10 protein-coding genes are annotated in these 16,771 nt (G+C 36.9%); 2 read left to right on the top strand and 8 right to left on the bottom strand.

The features are described 5' to 3' along the window. Position 1 precedes the first annotated feature (1 nt). Genes AC0L3Q_RS01340 through AC0L3Q_RS01305 form a run of 8 tightly spaced genes read right to left on the bottom strand, consistent with a single transcriptional unit; the run spans position 2 to position 13,842 of the window. Complete coding sequence (locus AC0L3Q_RS01340) at positions 2-2,419, bottom strand: ABC transporter permease (RefSeq protein WP_473284424.1); 2,418 nt, start codon at positions 2,417-2,419, stop codon at positions 2-4. Between the two features lie 18 nt (positions 2,420-2,437). Further along, the gene (locus AC0L3Q_RS01335) at positions 2,438-4,822 is read right to left on the bottom strand and encodes an ABC transporter permease (protein ID WP_473284422.1); all 2,385 of its coding nucleotides are present in this window, start codon (positions 4,820-4,822) and stop codon (positions 2,438-2,440) included. Between the two features lie 20 nt (positions 4,823-4,842). Further along, complete coding sequence (locus AC0L3Q_RS01330; RefSeq protein ID WP_473284420.1) at positions 4,843-7,275, bottom strand: ABC transporter permease; 2,433 nt, start codon at positions 7,273-7,275, stop codon at positions 4,843-4,845. Between the two features lie 22 nt (positions 7,276-7,297). Further along, positions 7,298-9,691, bottom strand: coding sequence for an ABC transporter permease (locus tag AC0L3Q_RS01325; protein WP_473284418.1), 2,394 nt, complete (start codon positions 9,689-9,691; stop codon positions 7,298-7,300). 44 nt (positions 9,692-9,735) lie between these two features. Next, the gene (locus AC0L3Q_RS01320; RefSeq protein WP_473284416.1) at positions 9,736-10,488 is read right to left on the bottom strand and encodes a head GIN domain-containing protein; all 753 of its coding nucleotides are present in this window, start codon (positions 10,486-10,488) and stop codon (positions 9,736-9,738) included. A gap of 25 nt (positions 10,489-10,513) precedes the next feature. After that, positions 10,514-11,209: an ABC transporter ATP-binding protein gene (locus AC0L3Q_RS01315; protein WP_473284415.1), complete on the bottom strand. Its 696-nt coding sequence runs from the start codon at positions 11,207-11,209 to the stop codon at positions 10,514-10,516. A 22-nt stretch (positions 11,210-11,231) separates the two neighbouring features. Continuing rightward, a complete protein-coding gene (locus AC0L3Q_RS01310) occupies positions 11,232-12,482 on the bottom strand; it encodes an efflux RND transporter periplasmic adaptor subunit (protein ID WP_473284413.1) in 1,251 nt (416 codons plus the stop codon). A gap of 1 nt (position 12,483) precedes the next feature. Next, positions 12,484-13,842 carry a TolC family protein gene (locus AC0L3Q_RS01305; RefSeq protein WP_473284411.1) on the bottom strand — a complete coding sequence of 453 codons (1,359 nt, stop codon included), beginning with the start codon at positions 13,840-13,842 and terminating at the stop codon, positions 12,484-12,486. Positions 13,843-14,052: 210 nt separating this feature from the next. Between AC0L3Q_RS01305 and AC0L3Q_RS01300 the strand changes: the two genes are divergently transcribed. Beyond that, complete coding sequence (locus AC0L3Q_RS01300; RefSeq protein WP_473284409.1) at positions 14,053-15,417, top strand: sigma-54-dependent transcriptional regulator; 1,365 nt, start codon at positions 14,053-14,055, stop codon at positions 15,415-15,417. Then, complete coding sequence (locus tag AC0L3Q_RS01295) at positions 15,417-16,769, top strand: sensor histidine kinase (protein ID WP_473284407.1); 1,353 nt, start codon at positions 15,417-15,419, stop codon at positions 16,767-16,769. Before AC0L3Q_RS01300 ends, AC0L3Q_RS01295 begins: the two co-directional genes overlap by 1 nt. The last annotated feature ends 2 nt before the right edge of the window (positions 16,770-16,771 follow it).

Below are 16,771 nucleotides of genomic sequence, written 5' to 3'. Positions count from 1 at the left end.
ATTATTCTGTCCTAAGGCTCTTTACTGGGTTTTGTAATGCTGCTTTTATAGTTCCAAAGGATATCGTGGTCAATGCGATCAACAGTGCCACGATTCCAGCTCCCGCAAATAGTCCAATATTTAAGTCCATTCGATAGGAATAGTGCTCTAACCATTGATTCGCATACCACCAGGCTACAGGTACTACAATAATAAAGGCAACCACCACCAATTTCATAAAATCCTTGGCTAGTAGTATCACCAATGAAGGTACATTGGCGCCTACTACTTTTCGAACTCCGATTTCTTTGGTTCGTTTGTTTACGACAAGTAAAGAAATGGCCAAAAGACCAATACAACTTAGCAATATGGATATGATAGCTCCGCTGGTGATAATGGTGATCATAATTCTTTCACGTCTGAAGGTTCTATCGATATTTTCATCAACAAAAGACCCCAGAAACTCCGAATTTGGCTCTAGTTTTAACCATGCCTTTTCTATAATATCATAGGTTTGTGAAATATCAGAAGGTGCTACTTTAAGGTAAGCATATCGCACTTGTTTTTGCGTAGATAGAAATATGGTAAGTGGTTCAATCTCTCTATCCAAATCTTTGAAATTGAAATCCTTGACCACACCCACTATCGTATGTTGAATGCTATCACTTATGATATCAAGTCTTTTTCCTATGGGATCAGGTTCCTGAAGCTCTGCGATCATGGATTCATTGATGACAACGGATAAACTATCTGAAGCAAAATCACGGTCAAATGTCCTTCCGGAAAGTAAAGAAATATCTAAAGTGTTGAGGTAATCGTAATCCACTACCAACATATGCGTTCCTACCTGTCTATTTTTGTAATCGAACCCCAATGAGCTAGAATATCTGCTTCCATCTCTACCTCTACCCAAATTATCATCAGACCCGGTAATCCCAAGAATATTGGGTTCGTTTTTCAATTCCTCCCTAAGGAGATTTACCACTTTATTACCTCCTTGCTTTCCATTAAGGGGTACTGATATTACTTGTGTCTTATTAAACCCCAAGTCTTTGGTTTGCATATATCGCAATTGCCCTCGTAGTACAAAACTTCCGCTGATTAATAAAATCACAATAGCGAATTGAACAATCATCAACACATCTCTTACTTTATCACGGCCATTGATTTGTATTTTCCCTTTTAACGCTTGCAGTGTGCCTAATTTACTGAGTAAAAGTGCAGGATACCCTCCTGCTACTGTGGTCAAAATAAAAAATACCACAACCAACACGATTATAGTAATCAGGCTTAAGGTGTTTGTAAATGTAGCTCCTGTGTTGAATAGAGATTTGAACTCATCAATAAAAACCACGCTTAGGATGCCTCCAAAAATTAAAGTGGTGATAAAAATCAAAACACTCTCACTCCAAAACTGCATAAACACATGCTTTTTTGCCGCACCCAATGTTTTGCGCATTCCGATTTCTTGCAGTCTTGATGTACTTTTGGCAATGCTCATGTTCACAAAGTTCACACAAGCAATAAATAGCAAGAGCATAGCAATACTGAGTACAACATAGGGTAATGCTCTACTCACTATCAACTCGCCATCGCTGTAACTTGTAAAATACAGATCTTCAAAGGGGTGTAATTTCATTTGAACATACTCCCCATTTGCATTCAGAGGTGATCCATCTCTTTTTGCATTTTCTATTTCTTCAGAAAAATGAAGATTCATAAATGCTCTTGTATTTTCTTCAAATTGAGCAACCGAAACACTTTCACTTAACCGAACATATACTTCATGATTAGAATGATCCCACTCATCTTTGTAGTCTTGATACTGAGGAGAATTTTGGAAATTGGTAATTACCTCGAACTCCATGCTACTGTTATCCGGAATATCCTGTAAAACCGCAGCAACCTGAAAAGGTCTCTTTCTTCCTCTAATCAAAAGATCCACCGTTTCTCCTATAACATCCGTAGTGCCAAAAATGGTATTTGCCATTTTATGGGTTATGCCAATCGTATTTTTTTCTTGTAACCATGTCCCTTGATTTCCTTTTTCCATGGGAAAAGAGAAAATCTCCAAAAAATCTGGATCTACCCAATTGATATCTGCGGTTATTTCCTTTTCATCTTTCAGTAACAATATTTTTCCATCTTGATATCTTGAAATTTTATGTATCCCTGGCACCTCTTGTTTTAGCGCATTGGCCAAAGGCATAGGTTGAGAAATATAAATGTCTGATCCTTCAGGAATTTGCCATTGGGTATATAGCTGATGGATTTCTCCTTTATTTTCATGAAAATTATCGTAAGAAAGCTCAAAAAAAGCAGCCATGCTCAACAAAATGGCCACTCCAAAAGCGACAGAAAGCCCAATAATATTTAGGATAGTAAACCCTTTGTTTTTCCAAAGGGTACGCCACGCTATTTTGATATAATTTTTAAACATGTTGTTTCCTATTTACAATTATTCACTTCTTAGACTTTTGGTTGGGTTTGCAGTTGCTGCCTTAATGGTTTGATAACTTATGGTTACCAATGTGATCAGTAATAATCCCGAAATAGACATTACAAAAACCCACCAGCTTATTTCGGTATGGTAGGTATAGTTCTCCAACCATCGTTTCATAAAAAACCAGGCGATTGGTGTAGCGATTGCTCCGGCAATTAGAATTAGTTTACAAAAGTCCTTGGCAAAAAGAATTAATATTCCAGAAACTCCACTACCTAAGACTTTACGAATTCCAACCTCTTTTGTTCTTTGCGCAACGAAAAATGAAATCAGTCCGTAAAGCCCCAAGCAGCTGATAAAAATGGCTAACCCAGAGAATAATTTTGAAAGAGATAATAGGCGTTGTTCTTCTTCATATTGATCTTGAACACGTTCATCAAGAAAACTAAACTCATAGATGAACTTTGGAAAAACTTGTTTCCATTTTTGCTCAATTTCTGTAAGTGTACTTGTTACATTCTGATCATTAATTTTTACCGCAATCTCATGAAATGCATTAGTTTGTGGAGCGATGAAAACTGGACTAATATCCAAATGGAAGTTTTGGTCATGAAAATTGGCTATAACTCCTGAAACAGTTGCTTTTATAAACCCTCCGTTAAGTTCCAGTTGTTTACCTATCAACTCTTCTGGCGAACCTAAACCTAGTTTCTGTGCAAGTTTCTCGTTGACTACCACCTCGGTAATAGAATCCGACATTCTAAAATTTCTACCAGCTACCAATTGTAAATCAAACGTACTGATGTAATCATCGTCAGCCATTTTTGCTGATATCGAAAACTCTTCATATTCTGGTTTGTTGTTGTATTTTATGCTTGTTCCCCAATTGTTATATCCAGCTCCAGGACTTGCCAAACAAGCAGTAACATTTTCTACTCCTGGTAATTGAAAAATGCGTTCTTTAAGACCTTCGAGCTTAATATGCTCTATATCTTCGGGTACACTAAGCATTAAGATGGCATCTTTATCAAACCCCAAATCCGCGTTTACCGCATAGTTGATTTGTTTACCAACTACCACGGTCCCTACGATTAAAAGAATAGAAATAACAAATTGTGCAGTGACCAGAATCTTTCGGGTAAATTGACCACCTGCATCTCTCTGGCTCAGTTTTCCTTTTAGAGCAAGTGTGGGTAGAATTCTTGCCAACAAAATACCAGGATAGCTTCCTGCAAATAGTGAAACAGATATCAGTAAAACAAGCACTAACCCCACAACCTTAATATCGAATAATGATTGCAGCGAAAGATCCAATTCGAATAGCGCATTAAATGAAGGCAATACCAGTACAGTGATAAAAAGCCCTATTAGCATTCCAAAAAGACTGATGATAAAAGTCTCTGAAATGAACTGCCAAAACAAATGTGCTTTATTACTACCCAAGACCTTTTTAATTCCAATTTCTTTTGAACGGGTAAAGGCTTGCGCTGTTGAAATGTTGATGAAATTGATACACGCTACTGCTATTAAGAATATGCCTACCAAGCCAAATATCCAAAGTAAGCTAACATTAATACCATCGTATCTACCATCGAAGTGAATATTAGATAAGGATTGAAGCTTATATCGATGTACATTTTTGCTTCTAGGTCTATGTTTGTTTACCAATTCAATCAGTGTCTTCTCTATATGAGTGATATCCTGATTTGGACGTAACAACGTAAAACATCGTAATGAACCATTAATACCTCCCCAACTCCCGCTATATATAAAATCATCATAGGCTTTGATCGATGGATAGGATATAAAAATAGCCGTGGAGATCATTGAATTTGCCGGTAAATCTTTAAGAACCCCTATTACCTCAATAGTTTCCTGATTCTCTAATACAAAGTTTTGCCCCAACGGGTTCTGCTCTCCAAACATTTTGGTTGCAAAACTTTGGGTAATATAAGCTGTGTTTGGTTCCTCTAGTGTTCGTCCGCTAAGTTGATCTACCAAAGGAAAATCAAAGATTCTGAAAAATGAAGATTCTGAAAAGGCAATGTCCTCTTTAAATCGTTTCGTATTTTTTTCGTCTGCGCCGTCAATTTGCCAATCTTCTCGGTAATAATAACTAGCTACTTCTTCGGTAAAATCATAATCAGATTGAAACGCTTTTGCAAACCCTGGCGGTACAGCAGATTCATATCCTATACCATCCTGATGTTCTTCAGTAACAACCCGGTAAATTCTATCTTCATTTTTATGAAAATTATCAAATTGCAGATGGTGATTTACAAACAAAAAGATGAGTATCCCGCATGCAAATCCTAATGCCAAACCTAAGATGTTGATCAAAGCAAATACCTTTTTCTTTCTAAGGTTTCTCCAAGCAATCAGTAAATGAGTTTTAAACATAACTAACGTTTTTTGATGATTTATTCGGTTCTTAAGCTCTTTAAAGGCTTAATAAATGTGGCACTTATGGATTGGTAACTAACGGTAAGGATGGCAATGATGGTTACTAGTATAGCACACCAAACAAATACCTGCCAATTAAGAGGGACTTTGTATTCAAAATCTTCTAACCATCGTTTCATTACAAACCATGCAATCGGTGAGGCAATCACAATGGAGATAACTACCAGTTTCAAAAAGTCCTTACTCAGTAATTTGTAAATAGTAAAATGTGAAGCTCCAAGGACAATACGGATACTTATTTCTTTATTTCGTTGTTCTACCATAAAAGCAGATAATGCAAATAGTCCTAAACAAGCCACAAACAAAGCAAAAAGGGCAAAGCTGTTAAAGATAATTCCTAGTCTACGTATATCTCTGTGCATTATTTCGAATCGCTGATCCAGAAAAGTATACCTGAGGCTTTGATTAGGAGATAAACCATCCCAAATCTTTTGAATAGATGTAATCAAATCCTTAGGACTGTCACCATTTATTCTAGCCGCAACGATAGAAGAATTGTTCCCTATCGCCATGCAAAGAGGGAGTATCGCTTCTCTCAAGGAATCAAAATGAAAGTCCTCTACTACTCCAATCACTTCAAAAATTTGCCCGCCATTGGTGATTTTTTTACCTACAGGGTCTGTTAACCCTAATTGTTCGACCATCTTTTCATTAATAATAGCCCCATTCTCTAAATCACTACTTCTATCTATAGAAAAATCCCTACCCTCCGAGAGTTTCATCCCCATAGTTTTTATATAGTCTTCATCAACACGCCACATCTGTCCGGCTATCCCTTTATTTTCACCAACACGACCTTCTTTCCAGAAAGCATTTCCATTTCTTTTGGTTTCTGTGATAGGCAAGTAATCACTAACTGAAACTTGATTAACTCCAGATAGGAAGAGTAACTCTTTTTTAAGGGTAGTTACTTTATCTCCCAAAGTATTCGTTCCTTTTATGATCAGTACCTGATCTTTATTAAACCCTAATTCTTTATTTAATATATAATCCATTTGTTTGTAGATCACCAAAGTTCCTATGAGAAGGATTACAGATACCGAAAACTGAAAAATCACTAGTCCACTGCGCAGGTTTCCACTCTTACTCCCCAAACTCAAACTACCTTTCAATACATCAACAGGTTTAAACGAGGATAAATAAAATGATGGATATAATCCTGCTACTATTCCAACCAGAATCGATGCTAAAATGATAAGCGGTAAGAACCAAAATGCTCCCCATGGGATAATGATCTGTTTGGATGCAATTTCATTGAAATAAGGCAGTAGAATCCAGGCAAGGAGTACCCCCAAACCAAATGAAATACAACTAAAGATTACGGACTCTATCAAAAATTGAGTAACCAGATTTTGTCTGAAAGCTCCAACGGTCTTGCGCAGTCCTACCTCTTTCGCACGATTGGCTGATTTTGCCGTAGAAAGATTAATAAAGTTGATGCACGCCAGAAGCAGAATAAAAATAGCAATCCCACCAAATAACCACACAAAACGAATATCACTATGTGATAGATTATCATGGATATCTACAGAACGTAGGTGGATATCTGTTACAGGTTGTAAAATAAATCGAGAGCTATTGCGCATTTCGCGGATTTCCTCTTTGGACGCGTTTCCTTGCAGAGCTGGTACTGCATATTTATCAAAGGTTTGCATTAGCTTTTCTTCCAGAGCTGGGATATTTGTTCCTGGTTTTACCAACACATAATTTGCATAATTGCTAGACAACCAATCTGTGCTTTCTCCCTCCCAAAACTCATGATGCGCTTTGGTCACTAAAAAATCATATTTAAAATGCGTATTTGAAGAAATGGTACCCATAACACCTCCAATAGTATATGGGTTTTCGACATCATTGTCTAATATAATTTGTTTGCCCAGTGCATTCCCTTCAGGAAAATATTTGTCCGCCTTTTCTTTAGAAAGTACAATCGAATTAGGAGCAGACAAGGCATTTTCTCTAGCGCCCAAAACCAAAGGAATATCCAAGATCTCTAATAAGCTAGGATCTACAAAGACAAACTCTTCTTCAAAATTGCTTTGTGTTTGATCCAGGGTTCTCAGTTCTTTTCCAACCGGACTTAGTAGTTCATGTTTAAGGAATCTTCCGGATTTTACGATTTCAGGATAATCGTTGGTGAGTGCCTCTGCAAAAGGTGACGGAAAAAATACATGCTGTGTTTTTTCTCCATTAAACATTATCTCACCAATTACCCGATACACCTGATCCTTTTGCGTATTGTGTGTATCATAACTTACCTCATCTCTGATGAACAAGAAGATAAGGATACACGCTGCAATACCAATAGCAAAACCTCCAATCTTTATAGTGGTAAACATCCTGTCTTTGCTAATGTTTCTCCAAGCTATTTTTAAATGATTCTTAAACATGACTGTTCGTTTTTTGATGATTTTATTCGGTTCTAAGACTCTTTACCGGATTGGCCAAAGAGGCTTTCAGGGCATGAAAACTTACGGTTGCTAATGCAATGATTATCGCACTTGTACCTGCCAGTAAAAACATCCACCATTCTATAGAGATTCTGTAGGCAAAACGTGATAACCAATCGTTCATAACATACCAAGCCAACGGCGATGCGATTAAAAACGCCGTGGTAACCAGCTTTAGAAAATCAGTAGATAGTAGTTTTACTACTTGGGCTACCGAAGCTCCCAGTACTTTGCGAACCCCAATTTCTCTTTTGCGTTGAAGCATAGAGTACGCAGCAAGACCTAGCAAACCAAGACAAGAGATTAAAATTGCCAAGACTGCGAAATTGAGAAACAAACTTCCAAAGCGTTCCTGAGAACGATATTGTTTATCAAAGTTTTCATCCAGGAATTGATAATTAAAAGAATCGTTTGGCAAGATGGTTTCCCATTTGTTCTGAATATCTGCTAGTGTCTGTTTGATATTGTTTCCAGTAATTTTGATTGCTAATAGATCAGTCTCATCTGGCTTTATGGTCATGGTGAGTGGTTGTATATTTTCTTGTAATGATTTGAAATGAAAATCTTGAATCACCCCAATGACCTGACCTTCTTTTCCCCATTGCGAAAAGGTGGCGCCCAATGCATCTTTTGGAGAAGAATAACCCAAGAATTTTACTGCTTTTTCATTAATGATCATCCCCTGAGCAGAATCTGTAACAAAATCTCTTGAAAAACTGCGCCCTGCAATCACTTTAAGTCCGAATTGAGAAATGAAATCATGATCAACGAAATAGGCATTTATATTTGCAACCTGACCTTCTCCCTGGCTATTTTGGATTACAGAATATGCCGAATTATTATATGCTCCTGGAACTGTAGAAGCCAAAGTTGTCGACACCACACCCGAAATATTATCAATATTATCTTTTAGCTCTTTTTGAGCCGAAGATACAGTCACCGGTAAAAGAACAGTATGTTCTTTATCAAATCCTAATTCTTGACTACGCATATAATTCATCTGATTATAAATAATAATCGTACCGATAATCAGGGTAATCGAAATGGTAAACTGGGTAATTACTAATCCTTTTCTTAAGATGATCCCTCTGGTACCTGTAGAAAAATTACCTTTTAGTACGTTTACAGGTTTAAAAGAAGACAACACAAACGCAGGGTATATTCCAGCAAATGCACCAATGGATAAGGCGATTAAAAATAGATAGATGATGTTTATAGGATTGGTAAAAATCCCATCACTAATTACTTTCCCTGCAATTTCATTGAATGCTGGTAAAACCAAAGCCGTCAATACCGAAGCAATCACAAAAGCGATTAAACTGATAATAACCGACTCTCCAACAAATTGTAAAGATAATTGTCGTTTTTCGGCTCCGATTACCTTTCGTACCCCAACCTCTTTGGCTCGCTCTACGGATCTGGCAGTGGTTAGATTCACAAAGTTGATGCATGCGATCAACAGTATAAAAATTGCAATGATAGAAAAGATATAGATGGTTCCTAAATCACCACTATACTCTCCTCCTCTTTCAGAACGCAAATACACATCTTCTAGCGGTTCCAAGGATAGAGACACAAACATTTTGTCACGTCTCATCGTCTCTCCAGAATTACGTTCCAGAAAATCTGGAAATTTTGCTTCTAATTGTTTAGGATCTGTATTAGGATGTACAAGAATATACGCAGCAGGGTCATACAATCCCCAGGCATCATCAATCCTTGGCAATACCCCCTCGCTATAGGTAGTCATAGAAATAATCATATTCGCTTTGATATGAGAATTCTCGGGTATTTCAGCCATAATACCAGTTACGGTAAAGGGTAAGTCATTGATATCTTCATCTTTGAGACGTATCGTCTTACCAATTGCAGATTCATTACCAAAGTATCTATTTGCCGTTTCTTGAGTAAGAACCACACTATATGGTTCTTGTAGCACAGACTTCTTATTTCCCTGAAGCAAATCAAAGTCAAACACTTCAAAAAAAGCTTTATCAGCAGCAGCAGCTTTGTCTTCAACAAGTTTTACCTCATCCTTTCGGACAGCCAATTCTAATCGCATAAAACGCACTGCCGAAATCACTTCGGGAAACTCTTCTTCCATATGCGGAGGTACCGCGCAAGCTGGTCTGCTACTTTCCATTTTTCCTGAAGAAGGCGTATCCAAATCTGCTACAACTCGGTAAATGGAATTTTTCTTACTATGAAACTTGTCATAACTATGCTCAAAGTTTACATACTGCAAAATAAGAAACCCAGCGGTTAGTCCTATTGCCAAACCTATGATATTGATTCCAGAATATACTTTATTCTTGATGAGGTTTCTCCAGGCTATTTTGAAATGCATTTTAAACATGACTGTTCGTTTTTTGATGTTGTAAATTGATAAGGTTTTATGTCCTAATTCATTTTTCGAATGGTTGCATCCCCTATAATGATTCCTTTATTTACAGAAGGGTCACCATCATAAGCTACGGTAGCTTCACCATAGGCAGTTACTTTGAGGTCATCTTTAACATTAACTCTGAAATTACCTTCTCCATAGGCAGTGATTTTTGTGCTTTCGGTATTTAATCCTACAGCATTTATTTCTCCCTCACCGTAGACCGTGTACTTTTGGCGATTTACAGCTCCACCTTTAAATTCTAAATACCCTTCACCATACATGGTTACTCCTAATTTATCTACACTGATGTCTTCAAATGTAACCTTAGGTTCTCCATACAGTTTTAATCTGAAATCTTCGGTTTGGATTGGGCTTTCACACTTAATCACTTCCTCTCCTCTGATAGAAAGTTCCTTAAGATCTTTGTAGGTAACGGTAGCTGTAATCATAGTCCCCGGATAAATTGGTTTTTTCATTTTCCAACCATTTTGGTGATACACTTTCTTTTGTTTGGTCACCATTTTTGCTCCATCTAAATAGATTCTTAGTGTTTTTCCTTCTACTTCTACGTTGATTTTATGATCTTCTACTTTTGAATTTTCGATAACCACACTCTCAGTTTCTCCTTGCTTAAATACCACTTCAACATGTGGGCTAATGATTGCTTTTTCAAAATGATCAACAGTAATGTTCTTTTGAGCATAACCCACTGTAGTTGCAATAAGCGCAGTGGTAAGCGTAACGATTTGAATAATTAATTTTGTCATGAGTCTAATTTTTTGTGTTTATACTTTATGCTTTTACCTCGAAAGGTTTATTTTGACTTTCGGTTACAATCTGTCCGTCAAATAGATTAATGATTCGATGTGCGTAATGTGAGTCTCGATCAGAGTGAGTAACCATAATAATAGTAGTTCCTTCTTGGTTGAGTTCGGTAAGTAAATTCATCACCTCGATCCCGTTTTTAGAATCCAAATTACCCGTTGGCTCATCGGCAAGTATCAATTTGGCATTGGTAACCACCGCTCTGGCAATCGCAACTCTTTGTTGCTGTCCTCCTGATAATTGTTGTGGAAAATGCTTTTCTCGATGTGCGATTTTCATACGTTCCAGAACCGCTTTTACTTTTTGTTCGCGCTCACTCTTTTTCATATTCAAATAAATAAGCGGCAACTCTACGTTTTCAAAAACGGTAAGCTCGTCGATCAGGTTAAAACTCTGAAATACAAACCCAAGGTTCCCTTTTCTGATCTTGGTACGTTGATTTTCTTTTAATCCACCTACTTCCTGACCACCAAAATGATAACTTCCTTCGGTCGGGTTGTCGAGCATCCCCAGGATATTAAGAAGAGTTGATTTTCCGCAACCAGAGGGTCCCATTATGGCTACAAACTCACCCTCTTCTACAGTAAGGTTCACACTATTTAAGGCCAGAGTTTCAACTTCTTCAGTTCTAAAGCTCTTTTTTAAATTCTTGATCTGTATCATTTCTTGATTGTTTATTTTATGTTTATTTAAGTATGATTTTTTCGGCATCACCAAAATTATCATAGTTTGATGTAATTACCTGTTCTCCGGTTTCGAGTCCTTCTAACAACTCATAGTATCTAGAGTTTTGTTTTCCTATGCGTATGGGTCTTCTCCAAGCTACGTTTCCAGACTCATCCAATACAAAAATCCATTGCCCACCGGTACTCTGAAAGAAACTTCCTTTTGGCAATAGTAATGCATCATTTGATGCTCCCAATTGCAGCTTCAGGTTATAGCTCTGTCCTGAGCGGATGGTTTCTGGCTTTTCATTCACGAAGACTAAATCTACGTTAAATCTTCCGTTTCTTACCTCTGGGTATACCTTACGGATTCGCAATTCGTACTCAGTACCATTTCGTTCCAGAACAGCGGTTAAGTTCCTTTTTACCCTATCGATATAATGCTCATCGATTGAGGCTTCAATTTTATAATCGGTAAGTACATTTACCTGTCCTATACGTTGTCCTTGCTGAATACTCTGCCCTATTTCGGCATCCAAAAACCCTAACTGACCATCTGCAGGAGCACGTACATTAAGGTGATCGATACGCTCGTACACCATGGATAGTGTTTTTTTCATTCTCGCCAAATCTCCATCCAGTTCTTTCAAAGAAGTATTACGAAGTACATTATCCTGATCCGTTTGGATTTTTATGATTTCGAACTGTTTAGCGGCTAACTCATAATTTTCTTTTGCAGTTAAATACTCTTCTTTAGAGATAAGCTCATCTTTATACAAGGCCTCGTTTTGCTCGTAAGCTCTTTTTACTTTCTGCAATTCGTATTTAGAATTCACCAAATCCTTTCTTCCTTCTACCTGTCTAGCATCAAAAGTAAGTTTGGTGGATCGTAAGTCATTTTGTTTTAAAGCCAGATTATTTTCACTTGCTAATATTTGCTCGTACAATCCTCTGTTTTCTAATTTCAAAATGATATCTCCTTTCTTTACCATGGCTCCTTCTTCAATCAACTTTTCGGTTACTCTTCCTCCTTCATAAGCGTCCATATAAATGGTACTTATTGGAGCAACATTACCATTGATAGTGATGTAATCATCAAATTTTCCGAAGGATACTTTTGCAATAGAAAGCTTTTCCCGATCTGTTCGAAAGGTAGAAGCCGTATTACCAAAAGCCATTTTCCAACCCATAAAAAGTAACACTATGCCCCCAACAATATACCCATAATGTTTAGGTCTTAATCCTTTTTTCTTTTCAATTTTTATGTCCATTTTATTGTACTCTTTTGATGTTAAAAACTGGCAATCCTTCGTAAAAGTCCAGTGTACTTTTATTTATTTTTGATCGTAACCGCACTTGCAAAAACTCATTTTGAGCATTAGCCAACAAGTTTTTGGATTGGTTGAGTTCTATGATACTGATCAGTCCTTTCTCATATCTTTTTTGTGCAATATCGAAAGCGACTTGTTGTGAGTCTCTTCTCAAATTACTTTGTTCATATTCTCTTTGCAACGCATTTCCGTCCTGTACCAATTGTTGTATGATTTGATATGTTTCCTGCTTTTGAATATTGTAATTGTTTTCGGCTCTCATCATGGCAACTTTTTGTTGCTTTACCCGAGAACGGCTAGACCAGCCATTACTGATAGGAATTCGCAATGAGACTCCCACAAACTGAGCGGCATTGTCCTTGATTTGCGTATTAAAAGGAATCAATTCTCCAGTATCACTATCCAGGTTATTATCTACATATCGAGAAGAATATCCCGCAGAGAAGACAAAAGAAGGATACAAAGCTCCACGCGTTGCGGCCAATTGCTTTTTGGCAGCTTGAATTCTAAGCTCTTGCGCTTTGATAATCGGCACTACGGTTTGGGCAGCACTAAAAATTGAGTCTTCATTCTTTTCTACCACCTCTACCGATGATCTTTTCTCCATCCCCAAATCAACTACGGTAATGGTACGATCTTCATTTAAATTCATTTCTTGCATTAACGCTAGCTTTGCAGCTTCCAGATTGTTCTCACTTTGCGTCACCAAAAGTTGATCAGCCAACCATGCAGACTCTGCTTCATACAAATCTGCCTTTGCTTTTTGCCCCAATTCTACCTGTCTTTTAACCAGGTTATAGTTTTCTTGAGAAACCTGAACCTGCTCTTTAGAAATAGCAAGTAATCCTTTCATAAACTGGATATCATAAAAAGCCGACATTACTCGAAATGCTAGTAAGTATTTTTGATGTAAAGTTTCTTCGTAAGAAGCTTGATATAAAAACTTGGTGGCTTTGATCGTATTTACCTTTTGAAAACCTTGAAACAAATCAATTTGTGCATCCAGGCTGTAATTGTTAGAAACAAATTCAGTATTCACAAAGCTATTGGTATTTGGATCAACAGATCGCCCAAAATTGATACGGTAGTTAGAAAACGCACTTACACTAGGCAGTAAGTTTCTAATCGATTGTCTGTAGTCCTCTTTATTGGCTTGTTCAGAGTATTCAAAATCCTTAACCTGAAGATTGTTTTGAATGGCATAAGATACACACTCATCCAATGTCCAGGTTTGTTGCCCCTGAATCGTTTCTGAAAGCAAGCAACAAAAAAAGAATACTACTGTGGTCAAATATTTCATTTTGTGTATAAAATTATTTTTCGATGCCAAACTATAGTCTAACTACGTGCCAAAAACATAAACATCTGATTGTCATTGTTTTATAAAAAATAAAATATTATCATAGAATTGATACTGTAAAATATTTATACAAATAGTGTCTAATAATTTTACACCAGGATCATATTCTGATTCTCAATTTGTAGCTTTATACTATCAATTTCATATACCATGCAAGAAGGAAAAATTCTGGTTATCGATGACAACAAAAGTGTGCTTAGTGCATTAGAGATCTTATTGCAATTTGAGTTCAAACACATTAAAACCATATCGAATCCTAATCAAATATCCTCTTTTCCCAATCTTCCGGATTATGACATCGTTCTTTTGGACATGAATTTTTCTGCTGGAGTCAATACAGGTAACGAGGGTCTTTTTTGGTTGAAAGAAATTAAAAAGAAAGCGCCATCCATATCGGTGATTATGATGACTGCCTATGGAGCAGTGGATCTAGCGGTAAGAGCATTAAAACTTGGTGCATCTGATTTTATTCTAAAACCCTGGAATAATGAAAAGCTCATGGCCACTATAAAATCTTCTCTTTTATTACGTAAATCTCAAAAAGAAGTACAGGAATTAAAACAGAAAGAAAGCAATCTCAAGCAAGTTATCAATCAGGATAGCAACTACATCATAGGAAACTCTGCGGCGTTATCCGGAGTGTTAAATCTGGTACGCAAAGTGGCTAAGACCGATGTCAATGTATTGATCACAGGTGAAAACGGTACCGGAAAAGAACTTATTGCTAGAGAGCTACATCGATTATCTTCTCGCAAAGATGAAGTGTTTATAGGAGTAGATATGGGTTCTATATCCGAAACCTTGTTTGAAAGCGAACTCTTTGGGCATACCAAAGGCGCCTTTACAGACGCCAAAGAAGATCGGGCAGGAAAGTTTGAGGCGGCAAATGGAGGAACACTGTTTTTGGATGAAATAGGGAATTTATCTCTGCAAACTCAAGCCAAGCTATTATCTGCCATACAAAACAGAACCATTGTACGAGTAGGATCTAACAAACCTATATCTGTTGATATTCGGCTTGTGTGTGCTACCAATTGTAATCTTCCTCAAATGGTAGCCGACGGAATTTTTAGAGAAGATTTGCTATATCGAATCAACACTATTCATCTTGAAGTTCCTGCCTTGCGTGAACGGGAAAATGACATTCTGATTTTAGCTGATTTTTATCTAAAAAAATTCACTACAAAATATGGAAAACCTACCCTTAGGATAAATGATGCCGCTCAGGAAAAATTGTTGGGATACACGTGGCCAGGAAACGTGAGGGAATTGCAGCATACTATGGAAAGAGCTGTGATCCTAGCCGAAGGCAATGTACTAAAACCTGTAGATTTTCTATTGAACGCCAGAAACGAGCTCTCCTTTGAAAATGTTCCTGAAACCCTGGATGAAATGGAAAAAGTAATGATCGACAAAGCCTTGCAACAACACAATGGAAACTACAGTGCAGCTGCAAACCAATTAGGCATATCAAGACAAACTTTGTATAACAAAATCAAAAAATTTGATCTTTAATGTTAAGCAAAAAATTCTACATACGAGTAGCTACCAAAGTATTGGTGATCGTCGTAACTGCGCTTCTTATGGCTTTTCTTATTTTAAGAGCCAATTATGCCATCTCTATCATCCTTTTTATTTTTCTCATCGTACAAACGGTTTTACTTATCCGATATGTGAATCAGAATAATAAAAAAATAGCCTTCTTCTTTAATGCCATCAAAAACGAGGATTTTACGCTTCGGTTTCCAGAAGAAGGTAATGATCCTTCTTTTAACGAACTTAATACTAGCTTGAATACACTAAACAGTGGAATACAAAAAATATATCTGCAGAATCAAGCACAGGAACAATATTATAAGGAAATTCTTAATCAGGCTGAAATAGGTATTCTCACTTTTAATAATAGAGGGCATATTCTTTTTTCAAACCCAAAGATGGAAAAGCTATTGAACTATAAACCGCTTAATCACATTAAACAGATACAATTAGTGGACCAAGGCTTGTTTGATATATTCAAGAACATTAAACCCTTTGAGCGTAAACTTTTTCAACTATCTAATGAACGGGAAAGTATACAACTCGCTATAAAGTCCAGTGAAATTATTTCTAACAAAGAAGTGCTAAATCTGATAACCGTTCAAGACATTAAAAATGAATTGGACAAAAAAGAAACGGATTCCTGGATAAAATTGATTCGTGTACTTACACATGAAATTATGAATACCGTAACCCCTATTACTTCTATCTCTGCTTCTATTCTGAATTATTACAAGGATAAAGACGAGATTGTACCATTGGAGCAACTGGACGAAAGTAAAATACGAATGACCGCAAAAGGATTGGAAGTAATTAAAGATCAAGGTAACGATCTGATGAGTTTTGTGCAATCCTACAGAAGCTTCCTCAATGTTCCTGCTCCGGATAAAATTCTGATCGATGTAGAAAAACTTCTGGAAAAAGTGCTAGTTCTAATGACTCAAAATCAAAATGATCATGTCGTTGATATTACCATAACCCACCCCGAGGAAAGTATAGAAATTTATGCCGATGAAAAATTGATTACCCAAGTTTTGGTCAATTTAAGCAAGAATGCCATGCAAGCTCTAAATGGTGTAGAAAATGCAAAGCTCGAACTCATTGCTGGTGTTACTGAAAACGGAAAGAAGTATATTACCATAAAGGATAATGGACCAGGAATACCTCCAGAAATCCTACAACAGATTTTTGTTCCTTTTTATACTACCAAAAGTGATGGAACGGGTGTTGGCCTTAGTCTATCCAAACAAATCATGCACTTACATGGTGGAAATTTGACCGTTCATTCTATTCTGAATAAAGAGACCATTTTTACGCTTTTGTTTGAATGATC

The organism is Aquimarina sp. KJ22-3 (assembly GCF_055808215.1).
This window is presented reverse-complemented; position numbering and strand designations above follow the sequence as displayed.

Bases quoted from the DNA above. Each gene is read 5' to 3' on its own strand.
- AC0L3Q_RS01340 (WP_473284424.1), bottom strand. From the start codon at position 2,419: ATGTTTAAAAATTATATCAAAATAGCGTGGCGTACCCTTTGGAAAAAC.
- AC0L3Q_RS01335 (WP_473284422.1), bottom strand. From the start codon at position 4,822: ATGTTTAAAACTCATTTACTGATTGCTTGGAGAAACCTTAGAAAGAAA.
- AC0L3Q_RS01330 (WP_473284420.1), bottom strand. From the start codon at position 7,275: ATGTTTAAGAATCATTTAAAAATAGCTTGGAGAAACATTAGCAAAGAC.
- AC0L3Q_RS01325 (WP_473284418.1), bottom strand. From the start codon at position 9,691: ATGTTTAAAATGCATTTCAAAATAGCCTGGAGAAACCTCATCAAGAAT.
- AC0L3Q_RS01320 (WP_473284416.1), bottom strand. From the start codon at position 10,488: ATGACAAAATTAATTATTCAAATCGTTACGCTTACCACTGCGCTTATT.
- AC0L3Q_RS01315 (WP_473284415.1), bottom strand. From the start codon at position 11,209: ATGATACAGATCAAGAATTTAAAAAAGAGCTTTAGAACTGAAGAAGTT.
- AC0L3Q_RS01310 (WP_473284413.1), bottom strand. From the start codon at position 12,482: ATGGACATAAAAATTGAAAAGAAAAAAGGATTAAGACCTAAACATTAT.
- AC0L3Q_RS01305 (WP_473284411.1), bottom strand. From the start codon at position 13,842: ATGAAATATTTGACCACAGTAGTATTCTTTTTTTGTTGCTTGCTTTCA.
- AC0L3Q_RS01300 (WP_473284409.1), top strand. From the start codon at position 14,053: ATGCAAGAAGGAAAAATTCTGGTTATCGATGACAACAAAAGTGTGCTT.
- AC0L3Q_RS01295 (WP_473284407.1), top strand. From the start codon at position 15,417: ATGTTAAGCAAAAAATTCTACATACGAGTAGCTACCAAAGTATTGGTG.